Source organism: Exiguobacterium sp. s91 (assembly GCF_018618915.1).
GTDB lineage: Bacteria > Bacillota > Bacilli > Exiguobacteriales > Exiguobacteriaceae > Exiguobacterium_A > Exiguobacterium_A abrahamii.
The window spans coordinates 1,262,095-1,279,490 of record NZ_JACSMZ010000001.1; the positions used below are offsets into that span (position 1 = coordinate 1,262,095).

The window sequence follows — 17,396 nt, forward strand, 5'->3', positions numbered from 1 at the left end:
AGGGTCAGTCTATCTTGTCGAATATCTCATTTCACGTGACGAAAAAGGCGTCAATTGGCATCATCGGGGAGAGTGGGAGTGGCAAGACGACACTCGGAAGATTGATCCTCGGTCTGCTCAAACCCACGCATGGTTTGATTTCCTTACATGAAAAGGCATTTCCGAGTGGGCACCGAAACGAGCGACGAGCTATTCAAGCCGTCTTTCAACATCCTCTCGCTTCCTTTAATCCAGAATGGACGGTGCGGGAATCGATTCTTGAACCGTTTCGTCGGCATCGTCCGATCTTGCGGCATTTCCCAGCGACGTCAGAAGAAAATCTCATTACAGCCCTCGCACTTGCTGTCGGGTTGGAGGAACGGTTATTCGATCGATTGCCCCATCAATTGAGTGGGGGACAAATTCAGCGTGCCGCGATCGCCCGCGCGATTTCGATTGAACCCGACATCATCGTGATGGATGAGCCGACGACCGGACTTGATGTCGTCTCTCGGACGCAGATCATCGAGCTACTGGAACGCCTGCAGCAGACACTCGGTGTCAGTCTTGTATTGATCTCGCACGATATTGATTTCATCCGGCGCCTCTGTTCGGAAACACTCGTCTTACGTGACGGTCGCGCTGTTGACTTGATTGATCGATTGGAATCAGGTAGCGCGTATACCCAACGATTCGTCGAGGCCGGAACATGGTGAACGCACAACCGACCCACAAAACGTACTGGTTACTCGCTTATCCGCTGATTCTCTCAAGTATTGCGACACCCTTACTTGGTGTAACCGATACCGTCGTCATCGGTCAATCCGGTGATCCGCGGGCGATCGGAGGCATCGCCGTCGGAGCCGTCTTCTTCAATACGATTTACTGGTTGTTTGGTTTCTTAAAAGTGAGTACGACAGGATTCAGCGCCCAAGCAAGTGGGGCGAATGACGTGCACGCCTTACGGACGTCACTTTACCGACCGCTGTTTCTAGCAGCTTGTATCGGTCTGCTCATCCTGTTGTTCCGACAGCCGCTCGAGCAAATCGGACTGTACTTACTTGCACCACCCGCTGACTTGCTAGATGCGGTCAAGACGTATATTTCATACCGGATGATTGGCGCACCGTTCGTGTTGATGGGTTATGCGTTACTCGGCTGGTTGATTGGTACCGGTCAGGTCAAGCACGCCTTGTTCGTCCAATTGTTTAGTACAGGAGTCAATGTCGTTCTCGATATCGGATTCGTCTACGGATTGGATGCCGGTGTTGCTGGAATCGCGGTTGCGACCGTCATCGCGGAGATCAGCATCGTCGTCTGTAGTCTGTACCTGATTCGTGGTCATTTATCGATGACGCGTGATGAATGGCGCGCCTTGACGGCATGGCAAGCGTACCGTCAATTCTTTCAAGTCAATCGTGACTTGTTCATTCGCACGATTTTCCTTCTACTCGTCACCGGCTGGTTCACACGTGCTGGTGGACAATTCGGACCGGATGTCCTCGCAGCCAACGCGATCCTGCTACAAATCCAGTATCTGATTTCTTACTGGTTCGGTGGACTCGGTCATGCGTCAACGGTTCTCGTCGGTCGGGCGAGAGGGCATCAAGATCAGGCAGGATACCGGAAGAGTGTCCGTTTGGCACGGACGTTTGGATTCTACTCGGTCGTCTTCTGGTCACTGGTGCTCCTCTTCCTTGAGACACCGCTCCTACAGTTGTTCACTTCAGAAGAGGCAATCCTAGACGCAGCGCGCGATTATTACTTCTGGATCATCATCCTACCGCTCCTCGCCGGTTGGGCGATGATCTATGAAGGAATCTTTGCCGGACGGGTTGAAGCAACACCCGTTCGGAATTCGATGATTCAAGCAGGAATTGGTTTTGCGGTCGTCCTCCTGCTGACACCGACTTTTGGAAATCAGGGCGTCTGGGCAGCGTTTTTGACGTTCTTCTTGATTCGCTCCTTATCGTTGATTCTCGTAGAAGCAAGACGATGAAAAACCCGCTGTTTCCCTCGCGCGCAAAGGGAACAGCGGGTTATTTGTCGTCGATCGCTAAAGGACGGACGAAGAGGGCGTTCAAGTGATGGACGAGCACATGACGCAGGCGTTCTTTTGGTAATCGTTCTGGTCGAAACAGAGCATGAAAGGCTAACCCGTCAACGAGTGCTGCGAGCCGTTCACTCTCAAGCTTAATGTCTAAGCCCGCGCGAAGTGTACCGTCCGGAATCTGTGTCAACAGTACTTGAACCATATGGTAGATATCGTCCGGATTTTCCGTCGCTTGCGATGAATACGCGGACATCATGAATTGAAACCAGACATGCATCTCGAGCTGATGCTCGGGTGCATAAGGTAAGACCTCAAGTAAGACGTCACATAACGTTTCTTCCGGGGTTCCTCCTTTCTCGAAAATAGTTGTGATGCGTGCTTGGACCCGTTCTTGGACGAGGTCCATCGAGAAGCGGAGCAACTCGTCCTGGGTCGTGAAGTAATATCGCAAGGCACCCAGTGAGAGTCCCGCTTCCTTGGCGATCGTCCGGACACTGGCTTGTTCAATACCGACTTGAGAAATCGTGCGCCACGTCGCTTCGGCGATGAGGCGTTTGCGTTCTTCGTGATTGACTTGTTTTGGCATGTCTCAAGTATATCATCTTTTTTAGCACGAATGTATTAAAAAGACTAGTCAAGCGATGAAAGAGGTGTTATCTTTATGATACAGTCGTATTAAAAAAGGAGAGGATTGATATGCAACTCGTCGCGTGGGCAATCGTCTGTTGTGAGATTCTATTTTGGGTATTCATCGTCGCCGGACTGATCGTGCGTTATGGATTCAGGCGCGAAAGACTCGGTTTTCGATTGATGGCGATGTCACCGGTGATTGATATCGTCTTACTGGTCTTAACGGTGTTTGACTTAAGTCGCGGCAATACAGCAACGCTCGCGCACGGTCTCGCTGCGATCTATATCGGCGTCTCACTTGCATTTGGGAAACAAATGATTGCCTGGGCGGACGGGATGTATCGCCGGTTCATCCTGAGAGAACAAGTATCACGGGAGCGAATTTCAAAGGCACGTAAAGAGCGAAACGGGTTCTATCGGCACATGCTGGCCTTTTTGATTGGTGGTACGTTACTCGGTGCCATGATTCTCTGGCTGGGAGATGCTGAGCAGACGGAGAGTCTCTTACGGACGTTACAACTGTGGGGGCTCGTCCTCGTGATCGATGGGATCATCTCGATGAGTTACACCGTCTTTCCGGCTCGATCCAAATAAAAAAACGAACCTTGTCTGTCAGCGGTCGACAGTGAAGGTTCGTTCCCGAATCGTATTCGTATGGACTTGTTTCCGGGCGTCGATCGAATCCCGAATGTGGATGATGTAGCGGCGTCCTTTTTTGTATCCAGAGCGCGGTGGTTTGATTCGGATTTCTTTGCCGTCAAGGACTTCAATCTCCGTTTGCATCCGTTCACCGTTCGAATCCGTCACGGTGACTGTTCGGTTCGAAACTTGCTCCTTCCGTAGTCCTTTCGCGTATTCGATGTCGAAGGTATGATACGAGGAGATGGAGCGGGCACGTGATTTGAAGTGCGGCTCATCCGTCCGTTCATCGAGAGTGCAGTAGCAACCCGTGAACAAAAGACTCGCCGAGAGGAGTATCGAAAATAGATGTTTCACGAAAACGCTCCTTTATGTATTTGGTAATTTTAGTATAAGACAAATTTTGGGTTACGACAATCCTTCTTGAGACCGAGTCGTTGATATCTATTAAATTCAAGCAGGTCCATGCTATAATCGACCGAGAGAAAGGAAGCGATACACCATGCCAGTACAACCAGACCAACGCGAGATCATCGTCTCGATTCGGACGAGTTATGATTTTAAAGCGGATACCGGTCGCGCAATCCGCGTCATCGAGTTTCACGGACGCCGGACGACACTGTTCGATACGTTCGAAGCGTCATCACCGAAACGGATGATCTTGATCGAGATGATTCGTGCCGTCCAATCGTTCAAGGAACCCTTCCACATCATCTTCAACGTCGAATGTAACTTCGGTTTCAAGTATTTGACGGATCAGCGGAAATGGGAAAACCGGGATGTCGGGAATACGTTCCTCGACTTGATTGAACAAGGTGGTCATACGTATGAATTACGAGACAGCTCGTTCTATGAAGGCGGAAAAGCCCTCCAAAAATGGCTCGGCAACACCTTAAAGCAAAATAGCTGAAAAAAAGGCTGATTCCATGATGGAGTCAGCCTTTATCCGTTGCATCGATTGTCTCGCTTTCGAGATATCGGTACAACGTACTTTTACTAATACCGGTCTGTTCGCGGATATCAGCGAGCGAATAGTTTTTACTTTGATACATCGCGATCGCGCGGCGGACATTTTCATCCGGCTTCCGCGGTCGACCGGTCTGCTTTCCTTGTTCTTTTGCTTTTGAGAGTCCGGCACGCGTCGACATGCTGATGACATCACTTTGCAGCTGGACCAGGTGGCGTGCCGTTTCAAGAAACGACAACGAGGCACGCTCGCTCGTCCGAATCTGTTCGCGGAGTGACCACAGCGTCGCACCGCGTGTCTCCATGTGCTCGAGCATCTCGATCAAGTGCCGCGTCGAGTCTGCTAAGATGTAGAGATGCGTGACGATGACTTCGTCTCCCGTCTGAAGTGTCTCGAGCATCTGTTCTAATTCCGTCCGTCGTTTGGCCGAATCATGCGTCTCGATGACACGTGTCGTCACATCAATCTTGTCGGCTTCCTCTTGTTGTGTAGAACAGTCTGGATCATCCGGATAGGGTCTCATGTAGAAATATTGCATGAATGGAGCTCCTCTCTGTCGATCACGATCGACGTCAGTTCCTCATCAGTATACCGTATTCTCACCTCCGTGCCGCAGAAAACCGAAAACATGCCTTTCTTCTCATGTTCGTATCGACTAATTTGTGGTAAATTGAGTGGAAGTAAGTTTCTCGGACTCATCCCGATACCATTCATTCTTTTTAAATGAGGTGCTCATCATGAACAAAGAAGATCATCAACTCGCCCGTCAGCTCTTGACGACCTATTTCATCGGTACACAATTAGCGACGGTCCATGTCGCAGGCTACGTCACGCTCGAATTCATCAATTTATTCGATACGACAGCGCCTGAACTACGACTACGGATCGAGACGGACCGTCTGTTTTACGGCGATGTCGAGACGACACAGGATTGGGTCGTCCGCCATGCGACGAAAGAAGAGATGTTACATTTGATCGTCTCACTTCACGCGGAACGCATCACCGGTGTCCGGATCGGAAAGACGGCACCGCACTTATTCCTAACGTTTAGCAACGGACAAACGCTCGTCCTGAACGGATCGGATACATATTATGAATCGTGGGCGATCGATATCGGTCTCGCGCCACACCGAGCCGACGCGACGATCGTTGCCGTACCGGGTGACGAACTGGCCGTCTTCTCCGGAATCGGTGAACAAGTTGAAGACTAAGTGGACACGCATGGAGTGGTGCGACTGGATCATGCCGCTCGTTGCGTCACGTTACCCGAATCACTGTGCTGTTTTACTTGTCGGCAGCCATACGCGAGGGCAAGCGACCGCACAATCAGATGTCGATGTGATCATTTTTGAAGCAAGTCGAGGTCAGGCGTACCGGGAGTCGTTCATCCATGACGGTGTCCCGGTCGAAGCATTCGTCCATTCCTTTGAGACGATTGCACATTTTTTCGAGAGTGATCGGGAACGTGGTCGCCCGTCCCTGCAACGAATGATTGCTGACAGTTGGACGATCGAGGATCATCCACACCTTGCATCTATCCGTCAGGAAGCGGCTCAACAATTGGTAGACGGACCGATTGCGTGGACGACTTCGGAACAAGAGCGCGCACGTTATTTTTTAAGTGATTTGCTTGACGATTTCGAGAGTGTGACGAACCGCGCGGAAGGTCTAGCGATTGTGTCACGTTTATATGAACAGAGTATCGAGTTCGTTCTTCGCGCCAATCGTTGCTACATCGGACAAGGGAAGTGGGCGATCCGTGCTCTTGCGGAGTTTGACGAAGATTATGCTAGTCGACACACAATGGCATTCGAGTTGTACTATCAATCGGATGACCGACGAGAGGTTGTCGCGTTAGTCGATGATTATCTCGCACCATTCGGAGGGCGTTATTTTGACGGCTTTACGCTCGGTAAACGATAACAAGCAAAAGGAGGTACGCTTTCGGATCAATCGACCGAAAACGTGCCTCCTTATCGTTCGCTTCTGTTTAACGCCAATGGGACGGACGGAGTAAGCGACGCGGTAACTGCGTCGCTGCATTGCCGATTGCCGCATTGATTTGTGCCTGTGTCAAAAAGAGTGCATCCGTCAGATCGGCGTCTTTGACGTTACAGTCTCGCAAATCTGCCCCGAGAAAGTTGACTCCGCGCAGGTTACTGCGCGATAAGTTCGTCGAAAGCAACCACTGGTTCTGAACACTGGCACCTGAGAAATCACGTCTTGGTAACTGTTTTCCGACCCAGTCGCGTGGTGCCTGGTCGCGTCTTCCGCTATACTGAGCTTGAACACGCGATGCAATCATTTCAAGGAGTGGTCGGACTGTTTGACGAACCGGTATCAAGTCAAGTCGTTCAAATTGATCGGCTGGTAATGCCGCGTACCGGGTCAGTGCGGCAAGCGTCTCATCGAGTTGATCGTGAATGTCACGGGTGACATCGCGTTTCCCGTCGGTTATGTACCACATCATCTCAAACAAATGAACCATTTTCGGGAAGGCAGCATAGATCGCTTGGCGTCGCTTGGGTGCATCATCGCCTTCGAATGTCTGCTGTGACAGATGCTGTCCGGCACCGAAACAATCATAGACGGTGCAGCCTTTGTAGCCGCTGTCGCGTAATCGGTCATGGATGCGACAGCTGTAGTCCGCGTCAAGATTACGACAAGGTGTCGCTTCCGGTTTGTCATGACCAAAATCACTGGATTTCGAAAAAGCGAGTGCGGTACAACATAAACCAAAACACTTCGTACAATCAATCTGGAACGTAGGCTCCATATGATTCACCTCCACTACTACTATAACAAGAAAGGGGATTAGTCATGTTGAAATTTCAACTCAATGAAAATGAGGACGGACAGGACTGGCTTAGGCAGCAAGTGCGTCAATATAATGTCGAGCGTTCACCGCTTCATGCGACGAAACGCTCCGAGGGAACACAAGCCGTCACATTACTTGCGACGCATGATGATCAACCGATTGGTGGCATCTCAGGGGAAATGTACTGGGGCTGGTTACATATTGAATGGTTCTTCATCGTCGAAGAGGAACGGGGAAGTGGGCTCGGTACTCAGTTATTCCGTCAACTGGAGGAATGGGCACGAGCAGCGGGTGTTCAGCGAATTCGCGTCGAGACGTTCTCGTTTCAAGCGCTTCCGTTTTATGAGCGGCAAGGATTCGTCGAAGTCGGACGAATCGATGACTATCCACCAGGGATGAGCTATCATCTGCTCGTCAAACAGGTCGACTGATGAAACGGCGTCTTTTCCTCATCTTATTGTTCGGTCTCGTGCTCGGAACGCTGACGGGGATGCAACCACGTCAAGAGACCGCTTCTTTTACGGCGAAGCAAGTCGCTCGGTTATATACACAGATGACGAACACGCCAATCGAAGCGCGCGACGTCTACTTCGTCGAACGACTATCTGACCATTATGCCGTCGCGTATCTTGAAGCGAAGCACGACCGCTTGTTTTTGCTCCTGCAACAAACCGATGATGCACAACGAATCGACCGAATCATTCGCTCGAAACAGACGAGGGAGACGGACTGGTTCGAAGGTCGTTTGTTGACGACGGACGAAGGTCGATACCTTGTCGCCTACGGTATGAATGGTTCGCAACAAATGAAATCGATCCGGTTCGAGCCGTATAAGACGACGGCTGATGGGGACGCACCACTACGTCCAATGCAGCGCTCATTGTCTGTAGCAGATCAGGAACGTTTCCATACCGTCCAACCGTTACCGGATGCGTTCCCGCATTCGCTCTACTTCGAGATGATCGCGACGAGCGTAGACGGAAAAGAGACGATCCAACGCTTGACGTTACCAAGCGATAACGCATCCGTGTTTTCTACGACCCGTGACTTCTAGTATACTGAAGACGAAAAAAGGGGGAAAAGAACATGTGGATCGTCATGAACCAGTTACACGTCATCAAAGGTGCAGCAGATCAGGTCGCAGCGCGTTTTAAGACGACGAAGGGAATCGAACGGATGGAAGGGTTCCACCGGATGCAAGTCCTCGTCGATATCAGTCAGGAAGAAGAAGACATCGTCACGATCATGACGACGTGGTCGAATCAAGCAGCATTCCATGCGTGGCAAGAGAGTCAAGCGTACAAAGGCGTGCACCATAAGCGGGATAACGGAACGTCCGAAGTCAAACCGCTCGTGACGTCGAATACCGTCACGGAATATGCGATCGTCGCTGATCACAGTGCCGCAACGGAATAACCAACAACACCCCTTGGGAGGAAGTCTCTCAAGGGGTGTTGTTTGTAACTATAGATTAGAGTGTTTTTCCGTAATCTGGGTATATTCTAACAAACTAGATAAAACGAGGTGGCACCGTATGGTATATCGTAAACCTGTCGTCTCTAGCCTGTCCGTCCTCGGGGGTATGATCCTGCTCTTTGGTTTCTTGACGAGCGGTGGCTTCATTTATCTCTACTTCTTCGTCTTACTATTCGCTTGCGTGTCCTTCTTACGTGAACCGTTGACGCGTACAGAGTGGTTAAGAGAGGGGATTGCTTTCATCTTCTGGTGTTCCTTGATTTATTTGTTGCAGCATCTCGTCTTCATGGCGTGAATCATTTTTCGTATTGCTCGAACAAAGGAAGGAGGATGTCACGACCTGTCGCCGATAGGTGAATCGACACGTCACGCTTCGAATCTTTTAAATAAACATCGGTCTTTTTGAGACGCTTATCGAGATAAACTTCGTATTGTTGTCCTTTCACTCCATCTCGGAACGTCAGATATTTCCACTTCGCCCGTTTTCCTCGTACGTCAGCCTGTTCACTTGCCTTGATTGCTTTTTGTAATTTTCCGGATTCATCACTCGTCATCATGATCATGTTGTCCCAATCGAGACCTTTCTCCGAAATACGATTTCCTTGATCATCTTCTTCAAAACGGACATGCTGGAACTGCTCTTGATGGAATAGCGTCACTTCCAAGTTATCCGCTACGACGTCGTCTGCTGTCTGTTCCGGCTCTTGAAGTTCAGGCGGTCGTTCCATCGTATGTCGAATCGATAATTCATAGCGGAATTCGCGTCCGTTTTTCTCCGTTGCGATGAGCGTTCCGTAATGTTCCGGTGTCCCGTCACCCGGGATGAACCGGACCTTGCCCGGTTGTTTCATCGAATGAATCGGGCGTTCCACATGACGTCCACCGTATAACTCAGGTAAGCGCACCATCACGTCATAAGTCGAACCGAATTGTTGATTGTAGACGAGATAGAGTTTGACGTCACGTGTAAATGGCGTGAGTGAATGCGTGTACGTAAAGATCGTCGTCCGTGTATCTTTTTTCGTGACATCCGTCGCGTCGATGACAAGGTAACCTGAACCTGGGAGCTCTAATGTTCGAGCGGAGTGATCGGCAACCTTCTCATTACGAATGAACCGATCGTCTTTTTTTAATACAGTAGGCTTCATGTTAAAGTTCTGTCGTTGTGTAGTCAGAGCTGTCTTCTTGAAGACATCGTCTTTCTTTGCTAGCGGATAATATCCACTTTTTAATGGCGTTTCGCAATATAAGTAAGTCTTCTTTCCGGATTGAACGTAACGAACGGTTTGACCTTCATAATCCTCGAACGGATTTGTCATCATGACGGAATAGATATCGCCGACAGCGTAATCGGTAGGTGCATCGCTCACTTTAGACGCGCACGTTTTTTGAATGACAGTTCGTTCTTTAGCTGACAAGGTGCGAGATTCTTTTTCGTTGAATTGCCCTCCGTCATACATTTGCGATAAGTAATCCCATTTGAAATTCGGCGCGTCACTTTGGCAACCGCTTAATGCTAGCGTTGCACCGAGTGTTAGTCCGATCCAGTAACGTTTGTTCATTGATTAAGCACCTCACTAAGTGCTTCACTGGTCGTACCCGACAGCTTGGCACCGTTCTTTGATCCTGGTTTGACGACATAGATTTCAAGCTTTTTAGCGCGTTTGCGTTCATACAGCTCGAACATTTGGCTTTTCCCTTCGCGCATCAACGTTAATTTTTTCTGCTTTAGTTTTGTGCCTTGTGGCTCCATGACGTCGGTCTCTTTTAATTCCTGAGCGATTTTTTTCGCTAGTTTATCCGGTATTGCTGAGACGAACTTATAATCGCTATCGATGAGCTGTTTCGGTGATTGATGGATGAAACCGACATAATCGCTTGTGGATGCTTGAAGGAATCCATAATCGTAATTCACTGGTTTTGTGTAGGTTTTATTAAAACGCAAATATATCGATGTTTCTTGGACGACTTTTCCGTCCTCTTGTTTCCGAACGGTTGCGAACTGGACAGTCTGACCTGTCGCAATCGTATCCGGCAGTTGCTTTCGCTCAATCTGATAGGCTTGTCCATTCATATATTCTTGAATCGTCGAAGGGAATCCGACACGGTCACCACTGAACATCAGCTCGATCGACGATTGTTGGACACCACCATCCGGACTAGCGCGAAAAGCTAAATTCAATTCGGAACCGGATAGTGACTCGGTCGTCTCAAAGAGTGTTTGTTCTTTATCTTTGCCTTTCTCTTTCATGTAGACGACGAGTTGTCCTTCCGGTGGCAAAGATAGTTGATAGGACGGGAAAAGGTACCGTCCGAGCTCTTTTACTTCTTTACGATCTTCGTTTTCCTGTTTTTGTTGATCTGTCACTTCTTTTGGAACGGGTTTAAAGCGAATGACTGTCGATTTAGCTTTAACCGGTTGTTTTGACCAATCGACGAATGGATAATCACTTCGCTTGATCTGATGGACCGCATAATCCGCATGGCGAATCGGCTGACAAGCCAGATAGTCCTTTTTTTCGTCTGACAGGAAACGGACGTGTTGGAACTCACGCCCTTGGATACTCCGGGGCAGGAAGTATAAGTCAAATCCTTCGTGTTGCACATATCGATCAGGTAAGTGCTTCATGTCTGGTTTTTGCTGGCAAACCTTCAACAAAGCAGCGGTTTGTTTTTTCGGGAGATCCGGTATCTCTTGCCCATCAAAGGTAGTCGAAATACCGCCCCAGTAATTAACATCGTATGTAAGGTCTAAGTATTGTTCTTTACCGCATCCGGCAAGTAAGACTGCGCCTGCGAGAATACCGGTATGTATATAGCGTCTCAAGAAAAACCTCCTTTATCCTATTGACTATATTTTACCATAACTTCTATAATAGACAGAATTTTCTATAATACTTTAACATTAAGATGTTTAACATATCTTGACTCGGGAATATTAGATGCATGCACGGTCAATCTATTACTATGGGGGTTTTATGATGGGTACATTCATTCAAGCAGTTGATGGCACGAAAATTTATGTCGAGGATGTCGGGTCGGGTCAACCGGTCGTCTTTTTACACGGCTGGCCGGCAAACAACAACATGTTCGAGTATCAAAAGAATCTGCTCGTCGAAGAAGGGTACCGTTACGTCGGAATCGATTATCGCGGTTATGGCAAATCAGATGCGCCGGCAATGGGATACGATTATAAGACAATGGCGTCTGACGTCAATGAAGTCATCGAACAGCTGAAATTAACGAATGTCACGTTGCTTGGCTTCTCGATGGGAGGAGGAATCGCCTTGTCCTATCTCTTGCAATACGGAGATTCAAAAGTTAGTAAACTTGTCCTCGCAGGAGCTGCGGCACCTGTCTTTACACAGCGAGATGGCTATCCATACGGGATGACGAAAGAAGAAGTCGATGCGTTGATTGCCGACACGAAACAAGATCGTCCGTCGATGCTCAAAGGATTTGGGGAAATCTTCTTTGCGAAGGAGCATCCAGAACCACTTCAACAATGGTTCCATGGTCTTAGCATCGCCGCTTCGTCCCACGGTACGATTCAGTCAGCAATCGCATTACGTGATGAAGACTTACGTGGAAAACTCGAGAACATCAAAGTCGATACGTTGATCATCCACGGTAAAAAAGACCAAGTTTGTCCGTTCGAGTTCGCGGAAGAAATGCAAAAGGGAATCCCACATGCACGACTTGAAGTCTTCGAAGAGAGTGGGCACGGTATGTTGCTTGATGAACAAGAGAAGTTCAACGAAACGTTACTCTCGTACGTTAAAGGAAATCAAACCGTCTAATCCAACAAGCCATGGACACCCGTCCATGGCTTGTTTTTGTGTACAGAAAAAAGCGTGCGCCGGCGCACACTTTTAAGGGCGATACTTCCGCATGAACCGTTGATCGATCCAGCGCTTCAGGTACCAACCGAACGGGTGAGTCGAATACTGATTGCCATACATTGAAACTGCATGACGTGGTCCCATCGATAAAATCGTCAAATAGTTCGTTTGCGGACGATAGGTTTGCAGTGCCTCTTCCTGGACGTACCGTAAGAGATTTGCTAGTAAGATTGGTGCTTGCCGGACAGCTGTGACACCGTTCTTTGGAATATCGGGATAGGCGACGAGGGTCGCCGCGTCACCCGCAGCAAACAGACTTGGATGATTGAGCGCTTGCAACTGTTCATTGACGAGTAGGAACCCGTCTTCCGTATAGAGCTTGCTGTCTGCAAACAATGCCGGTGCTTTCGCACCCGTTAAGCGGATGATCGCATCCGACTCGATTGGAGGGTGATGCTTGAAGCGGAGTGATGGTTCGTCATCTATTGGACGTTCCCGGATCCAATACACATCGAGTTCTTTTAATCGTCTCGCAATCGCTTCCGCTGCGGGGTGTCCTGAAAGTAACTCGGGATCCGTGATCAGTGTGATCGGCACATCCGCCACTTTCAAGGACGCCGCCATCTCGACGGCCGCTGCGCCGCTTCCAATCACGACCGGACGCTTTGCTTTTTGCAGACGCTTTAATGTATCCGGTAACCGGTAGTTCGGTTTGATCGATAATCGTGTCGTGTCTTCCGACCAATCGAACGAGCCGATATTCGTCGAGACGACGTCATAAGTATAGTGTCTGCCGGATGCACCGAAGACGACTTTTTCATCGGGGTCGATTTTGATGACGGTCTCTTCGATGAACTGTTTATCATAGGCGCGACACAGTGCGGCGACGTCGATACGGATCTCATCGATATCGTACGTTCCGTCAGCAAGTCCGGAGTACATGCCCGAGTAATATTGGTACGTCGAGGCATTTAAAATCAGCCACTCGACGTCTTCTGTGGGTCCATTGGTAATGCAATGCAGGTGAGCGTGTCCTGCACCAATCAAGAGGATTCGTTTCATGTCGTTCTCCTTCAATCTGTCTTGCTAGAATGTACCCGGATACGGGTGGCGGTAATCATAGCCAAAAGACAAGACTGATGAACAGGAGGATGACCATGAGATAGATAACATCCTGGCGCTCAACGACTGGCACTTCATAATATGTCCGTTCTGCTGAAAAATGACGGGCTTCGAAAGCGATCGCCATCCGTTCTGCCCGCTGGATCGATCGCGAGAAGAGCGGTAAGCCGATTGATAGGAACGCATCACCAGGAAAGCGACTGTGAACGTTCCGAATCATCCGGACTTGCCGTAAGACGCGAACTTCTTCGATCAAATGTGGAAGAAAGCGGATCCCGGCAAGAAATCCGTACGCGAAGCGAGGCGACACCTTTGCTTGGTGAATCAAGCTCATCACGAACCGGGTCGCATCGGTCGTCGTGACGAAAGCGAAACTTAAGCAGACGAACGTTGCCATCCGTAAGGCAAGTAACCAGCCGTGCATGACACTTTCCGATGTGACATGAAACCAACCAAACGACCATAGAGGATTCGTTCCTTTGCCGAAGGCTGCCATCATCCAGAACGTCAATAAGAATAATAGACTGTAAGGTGCGAGTCGTTTCAAGAAATCGCGAGGACCCCACCCGGAGAGGAGTAGCAGAGCGATAGCAAAACTCAGGAACACCAACGTCTTGATCCAGTCGTTCGTTGCAATTAAGGCAAACATGATCAAAAACAATCCGCTCCCCTTGATGACAGGATTGAGTTTAGCGAACGGTGACGCGTTTGTCTGCATTGCGCTTCACCTCCTGGAATTGGTACGAAAGTGGACGTTGTAGCTGACAGCGTTCGAGTAACGGAACGTCAGCGAATAACTCGCTCGGACGCCCGTCAAAAGCAATCCGCCCTTGCTCCATGACGAGGACACGATCCGCGTATCGGGCGACGAGTTCCATATCGTGTGTTGCCATGACGAGCGTCGTTCCGTTCTGTTGTTCCGTCAACAACTGTTCCATGAGCCGCCGTGTCGTCAATCCGTCCTGTCCGAACGTCGGTTCATCGAGCAACAACACATCCTTCGACTGCCCGAGCATCGTCGCGACGCTGAGCCGTCGTTGTTGCCCCGTACTAAGCGCAAGCGGTGACTGCTGTTTGACAGATGCGAGTTCCAGTCGTTCGAGCAACGCTGTGCGCTCATCACTCGTAGCTGCCCGGTGACTCCAGTCGATTTCCGCTTCGACTGTCAGTTTGAGAAACTGCAGATCCGGTTGTTGAAAGACATAGCCAACGTGCTCATAAAAGCGTCGCCGGGAGTAACGCTGAGCCGGACGTTCTTGGAACCGATATGTTCCTTGATGCGAGAGCAACCGACCGAGTGTTGCAAGCAACGTACTTTTCCCGGATCCGTTTGCCCCGAGCAGCATCACCCATTCTCCCGTCTTCAGGGAAAATGTCGCATCGGTCAGCGAGTAAGGGGCTTTCGTCGATAATGCAGCGACGTGTAACAAGGCAGTGCCTGCTGTAGCGACTGGAGGAAGCACGTGAAGTCGCGCTGCTTGTGGTCCATCTATGGGTAACGTCTCTAACGTGTACGGATACAAAGAGGGAACAGCGATCCCTTTCGATTGAAGCTCTGTATACGCCTGCGGGAACAAATCCTGCGGATGCGCCGTCGCAGTCACCGATCCGTCTTCAAGTAAGATGATCTGATCGACATACGGCAAACAGACATCGAGTTGGTGTTCAATCAAGACGATTTTTAAATCATGTTCTTTCTGAATCCGAAAGATCAACGCCATCAGCTCGTGTTGCCCAATCGGGTCAATCTGAGCCGTTGGTTCATCGAGTAATAGAATCGTCGGCTCGAGCGCTAGGACCGCGGCGAGTGCGAGGCGCTGTTTCATCCCCCCGGATAGACTCGCGATCGGTGTCGAGAAGGGGAGAGGGAGACCAACAAGTGTGAGTAAGTGTTCAATTCGTCCCTCCATCTCCGCACGCGGAATCGACCGGTTTTCTAAGCTAAAAGCGATTTCGCGTCCGATCGTTTCCATGCAGAACTGTTCTTCTGGATTTTGGAATAAGACTCCGACCGAACCGGACCGGGTAACGGTTCCAGTCTGTTCGACTTCGATCGTCTCCGGTGTCAGTCCGGCTAAGGCATGAAGTAGTGTCGTCTTGCCACTCCCGCTTCGTCCGAGCAGAAGGGTCGTTCCTTGCTCGATTGATAGCGATACATGATCGAGCACCGATTTCATCTGACCGGGATAGCGGATGCTGAGGTCGTCGACAGTAATCATGCGACTTCCCGTTTCGCACGTCCGGCCGCAAACCCGTTCAAGACACCGGTCGCAACAAGGCGACGGACGAGAATCGCTGCAAGCAAGCCGCCCAGTAATGCGCCACTAATCAATTGTAAGCCAGTTGTCGCAAGCAACGTCGTCGTCGTGTAGTAACCGAATCCGTTCGCGATCAGACTATAGACAATGCTACCAATTGCGGCTCCAACACCCGATAACATCAATGTCCAGGTGTCATAACGGCGATAACGCGTCATCGCGAAGACGAGTTCCGCACCAAGTCCTTGGCAGACCCCGATCAGTAGAGCCGATAAGCCAAAGTGACTACCCGTGAACAGCTCGACGGCTGCCGCGACGATTTCCGCGATGAGGGCAGCACCTGGTTTTTGAATGATTGCTGCGACGAGCGGGCTCGCGATGATCCAGATCCCAAACATCCAGTTGGCACCGACAGGTCCGAAGATCGCAGACATCGGTAACCAGAGTGTTGACCAACCAAGATAGATGACCCCGCAAGCGACGGCGAGCATCATCATGACCATGATTTCTTTCATTTTCCAGTTTTGCATTAGGTACGTCCTCCTTAGAATGGGGGAGACGCCAAAAAAGACCGCCCTCCGTAAAAAAGAGAGCGGTCCTCAGAAAAACTGCGCGCAGCAGGAGTCATTGGATGTGATCGCTCCACTTTCCTACGCTAGTATGAACTAGATCAGGTTCGAAGGGTCCGAAGTGAATCGTCTCAGCCAAATGGGCTCCCCTAGTGGATATGGTAATAGATGATACGCTGTTCACTTTAGGCAATCTTCTGTCTATTGTCAAGACACAAAAAAACGATACGCCACGAAGGGCGTATCGTTAAACGACTTATTTGTTGTCTTCGTTCTCTTCTTTTGCTTCTTCTGAAGACTCTTCCGTAGCTTCCGCTTCGTTGTCTTCACCAGCTTCCGCTTGTGCCTCAGCTTCTGCTTCTTCGATTTCCTCAAGCTCTTGTTCAAGCGTTGATTCGACGACAGCTGCGACTTGAATGTCGCCTTCTGTGACGATACGGAAATCTTTTTGTTCTGGAAGATCAGCAACAGAAATCGAATCGCCGATTTCGAGGTTCGTGACGTCGACTTCGACGTTCTCTGGTAATTTATCTGGTGTAGCTGCGACTGTTACTTTAAAGAGTGTCTGTGACAGGAATCCGCCGACTTTAGCGCCAGCTGCTTCGCCGACGAGTACAACGTCTGCTTCGACTTCTGTCTCTTCATCCATTTTAACAGCGATGAATTCAACGTGATCGACAGTTGGTGTGAAGACATCCATATCACGACGGTTGATCAAGACGTTAATATTTTTACCGTCGAGTTTCAGTGAAATCAAGACGTTCTCACCGTTTTCTCGAACGATTTTAAGTAATTCTTTTTCTTCAAATGCGATTGGTGTACTTTCCACTTTGTAACCATACACGACACCAAGAGCTTTTCCTTCATGACGTAATTGTTTACGGAGTGAGCGTGGACGTACCTCGCGTTTTTCGGCTGTTAATTTAACTGACATGTTCATTTCCCCCTTGAATTTGGTATAGCCCTCAAAAGGTAATGAATGTAGGAGCAGGACAAGTCCTGAACAATATGAAACATGCTAAGACAATCGGTTTCAGACTCGC

22 protein-coding genes and 1 riboswitch are annotated in these 17,396 nt (G+C 49.6%); of the genes, 11 read left to right on the forward strand and 11 right to left on the reverse strand.

The features are described from left to right. Positions 1-14 precede the first annotated feature (14 nt). Together KNQ06_RS06430 and KNQ06_RS06435 are read left to right on the forward strand one after the other, a co-directional pair. A complete protein-coding gene (locus KNQ06_RS06430) occupies positions 15-695 on the forward strand; it encodes an ABC transporter ATP-binding protein (protein WP_215147639.1) in 681 nt (226 codons plus the stop codon). Then, a complete protein-coding gene (locus KNQ06_RS06435; protein ID WP_133207307.1) occupies positions 689-1,978 on the forward strand; it encodes an MATE family efflux transporter in 1,290 nt (429 codons plus the stop codon). The genes KNQ06_RS06430 and KNQ06_RS06435 overlap by 7 nt, the downstream gene beginning before the upstream one ends. A 40-nt stretch (positions 1,979-2,018) precedes the next feature. Here KNQ06_RS06435 and KNQ06_RS06440 read toward each other — a convergent pair whose 3' ends face one another. Further along, positions 2,019-2,618, reverse strand: a complete 600-nt coding sequence (locus KNQ06_RS06440; protein WP_215147641.1) for a TetR/AcrR family transcriptional regulator — start codon at positions 2,616-2,618, stop codon at positions 2,019-2,021. 110 nt (positions 2,619-2,728) lie between these two features. Here KNQ06_RS06440 and KNQ06_RS06445 point away from each other — a divergent pair, with 110 nt between their 5' ends. Next, a complete protein-coding gene (locus tag KNQ06_RS06445; protein ID WP_215147643.1) occupies positions 2,729-3,256 on the forward strand; it encodes a hypothetical protein in 528 nt (175 codons plus the stop codon). An 18-nt stretch (positions 3,257-3,274) separates the two neighbouring features. On the opposite strand, the gene KNQ06_RS06450 is transcribed toward KNQ06_RS06445, so the two are convergent. Next, a complete protein-coding gene (locus tag KNQ06_RS06450) occupies positions 3,275-3,658 on the reverse strand; it encodes a hypothetical protein (protein ID WP_029341748.1) in 384 nt (127 codons plus the stop codon). A 145-nt stretch (positions 3,659-3,803) separates the two neighbouring features. On the opposite strand from KNQ06_RS06450, the gene KNQ06_RS06455 reads away from it, so the two are divergent. Continuing rightward, the gene (locus KNQ06_RS06455; RefSeq protein WP_023468357.1) at positions 3,804-4,211 is read left to right on the forward strand and encodes a hypothetical protein; all 408 of its coding nucleotides are present in this window, start codon (positions 3,804-3,806) and stop codon (positions 4,209-4,211) included. 25 nt (positions 4,212-4,236) lie between these two features. On the opposite strand, the gene KNQ06_RS06460 is transcribed toward KNQ06_RS06455, so the two are convergent. Continuing rightward, on the reverse strand, positions 4,237-4,806 hold the full coding sequence (locus KNQ06_RS06460; protein WP_064299856.1) for a recombinase family protein: 570 nt from the start codon (positions 4,804-4,806) through the stop codon (positions 4,237-4,239). A 199-nt stretch (positions 4,807-5,005) separates the two neighbouring features. On the opposite strand from KNQ06_RS06460, the gene KNQ06_RS06465 reads away from it, so the two are divergent. Continuing rightward, positions 5,006-5,479 (forward strand): hypothetical protein, encoded by a 474-nt coding sequence (locus tag KNQ06_RS06465; protein ID WP_029341746.1) that lies wholly within the window; start codon positions 5,006-5,008, stop codon positions 5,477-5,479. Then, positions 5,361-6,191, forward strand: coding sequence for a nucleotidyltransferase domain-containing protein (locus KNQ06_RS06470; RefSeq protein WP_251133485.1), 831 nt, complete (start codon positions 5,361-5,363; stop codon positions 6,189-6,191). Before KNQ06_RS06465 ends, KNQ06_RS06470 begins: the two co-directional genes overlap by 119 nt. 67 nt (positions 6,192-6,258) lie before the next feature. On the opposite strand, the gene KNQ06_RS06475 is transcribed toward KNQ06_RS06470, so the two are convergent. Next, positions 6,259-7,044 (reverse strand): pentapeptide repeat-containing protein, encoded by a 786-nt coding sequence (locus KNQ06_RS06475; protein WP_215147645.1) that lies wholly within the window; start codon positions 7,042-7,044, stop codon positions 6,259-6,261. A gap of 44 nt (positions 7,045-7,088) precedes the next feature. On the opposite strand from KNQ06_RS06475, the gene KNQ06_RS06480 reads away from it, so the two are divergent. From KNQ06_RS06480 to KNQ06_RS06495, 4 genes are all read left to right on the forward strand, one after another. Continuing rightward, complete coding sequence (locus tag KNQ06_RS06480) at positions 7,089-7,517, forward strand: GNAT family N-acetyltransferase (RefSeq protein WP_214770152.1); 429 nt, start codon at positions 7,089-7,091, stop codon at positions 7,515-7,517. Continuing rightward, positions 7,517-8,140, forward strand: a complete 624-nt coding sequence (locus KNQ06_RS06485) for a hypothetical protein (protein ID WP_214770149.1) — start codon at positions 7,517-7,519, stop codon at positions 8,138-8,140. Before KNQ06_RS06480 ends, KNQ06_RS06485 begins: the two co-directional genes overlap by 1 nt. 32 nt (positions 8,141-8,172) lie before the next feature. Further along, positions 8,173-8,502 carry an antibiotic biosynthesis monooxygenase gene (locus tag KNQ06_RS06490; RefSeq protein ID WP_214770146.1) on the forward strand — a complete coding sequence of 110 codons (330 nt, stop codon included), beginning with the start codon at positions 8,173-8,175 and terminating at the stop codon, positions 8,500-8,502. Positions 8,503-8,620: 118 nt separating this feature from the next. Continuing rightward, positions 8,621-8,857: a hypothetical protein gene (locus KNQ06_RS06495; RefSeq protein WP_214770144.1), complete on the forward strand. Its 237-nt coding sequence runs from the start codon at positions 8,621-8,623 to the stop codon at positions 8,855-8,857. A 1-nt stretch (position 8,858) separates the two neighbouring features. Here the strand turns inward: KNQ06_RS06495 and KNQ06_RS06500 are convergent, their stop codons facing one another. Together KNQ06_RS06500 and KNQ06_RS06505 are read right to left on the reverse strand one after the other, a co-directional pair. Further along, positions 8,859-10,124, reverse strand: coding sequence for a hypothetical protein (locus tag KNQ06_RS06500; RefSeq protein WP_214804956.1), 1,266 nt, complete (start codon positions 10,122-10,124; stop codon positions 8,859-8,861). Further along, entirely contained in the window at positions 10,121-11,389 is a 1,269-nt protein-coding gene (locus KNQ06_RS06505) for a hypothetical protein (protein WP_215147647.1), read from the reverse strand. Before KNQ06_RS06505 ends, KNQ06_RS06500 begins: the two co-directional genes overlap by 4 nt. A 154-nt stretch (positions 11,390-11,543) precedes the next feature. Here KNQ06_RS06505 and KNQ06_RS06510 point away from each other — a divergent pair, with 154 nt between their 5' ends. After that, on the forward strand, positions 11,544-12,362 hold the full coding sequence (locus tag KNQ06_RS06510) for an alpha/beta fold hydrolase (RefSeq protein WP_215147649.1): 819 nt from the start codon (positions 11,544-11,546) through the stop codon (positions 12,360-12,362). Between the two features lie 72 nt (positions 12,363-12,434). On the opposite strand, the gene KNQ06_RS06515 is transcribed toward KNQ06_RS06510, so the two are convergent. The 5 genes from KNQ06_RS06515 to KNQ06_RS06535 all read right to left on the reverse strand — a co-directional run bounded on the left by KNQ06_RS06515 (position 12,435) and on the right by KNQ06_RS06535 (position 17,287). After that, positions 12,435-13,466 carry an NAD(P)/FAD-dependent oxidoreductase gene (locus KNQ06_RS06515; RefSeq protein WP_214723231.1) on the reverse strand — a complete coding sequence of 344 codons (1,032 nt, stop codon included), beginning with the start codon at positions 13,464-13,466 and terminating at the stop codon, positions 12,435-12,437. 55 nt (positions 13,467-13,521) lie between these two features. Further along, on the reverse strand, positions 13,522-14,244 hold the full coding sequence (locus KNQ06_RS06520) for an energy-coupling factor transporter transmembrane component T family protein (protein WP_215147651.1): 723 nt from the start codon (positions 14,242-14,244) through the stop codon (positions 13,522-13,524). Further along, a complete protein-coding gene (locus KNQ06_RS06525; RefSeq protein WP_251133486.1) occupies positions 14,216-15,745 on the reverse strand; it encodes an ABC transporter ATP-binding protein in 1,530 nt (509 codons plus the stop codon). Before KNQ06_RS06525 ends, KNQ06_RS06520 begins: the two co-directional genes overlap by 29 nt. Then, positions 15,742-16,314, reverse strand: a complete 573-nt coding sequence (locus tag KNQ06_RS06530) for an ECF transporter S component (protein WP_023468342.1) — start codon at positions 16,312-16,314, stop codon at positions 15,742-15,744. The genes KNQ06_RS06525 and KNQ06_RS06530 overlap by 4 nt, the downstream gene beginning before the upstream one ends. Before the next feature lie 100 nt (positions 16,315-16,414). After that, positions 16,415-16,514: riboswitch (TPP riboswitch) on the reverse strand. 95 nt (positions 16,515-16,609) lie between these two features. Continuing rightward, a complete protein-coding gene (locus KNQ06_RS06535) occupies positions 16,610-17,287 on the reverse strand; it encodes a 50S ribosomal protein L25/general stress protein Ctc (RefSeq protein ID WP_023468341.1) in 678 nt (225 codons plus the stop codon). Positions 17,288-17,396 lie beyond the last annotated feature (109 nt).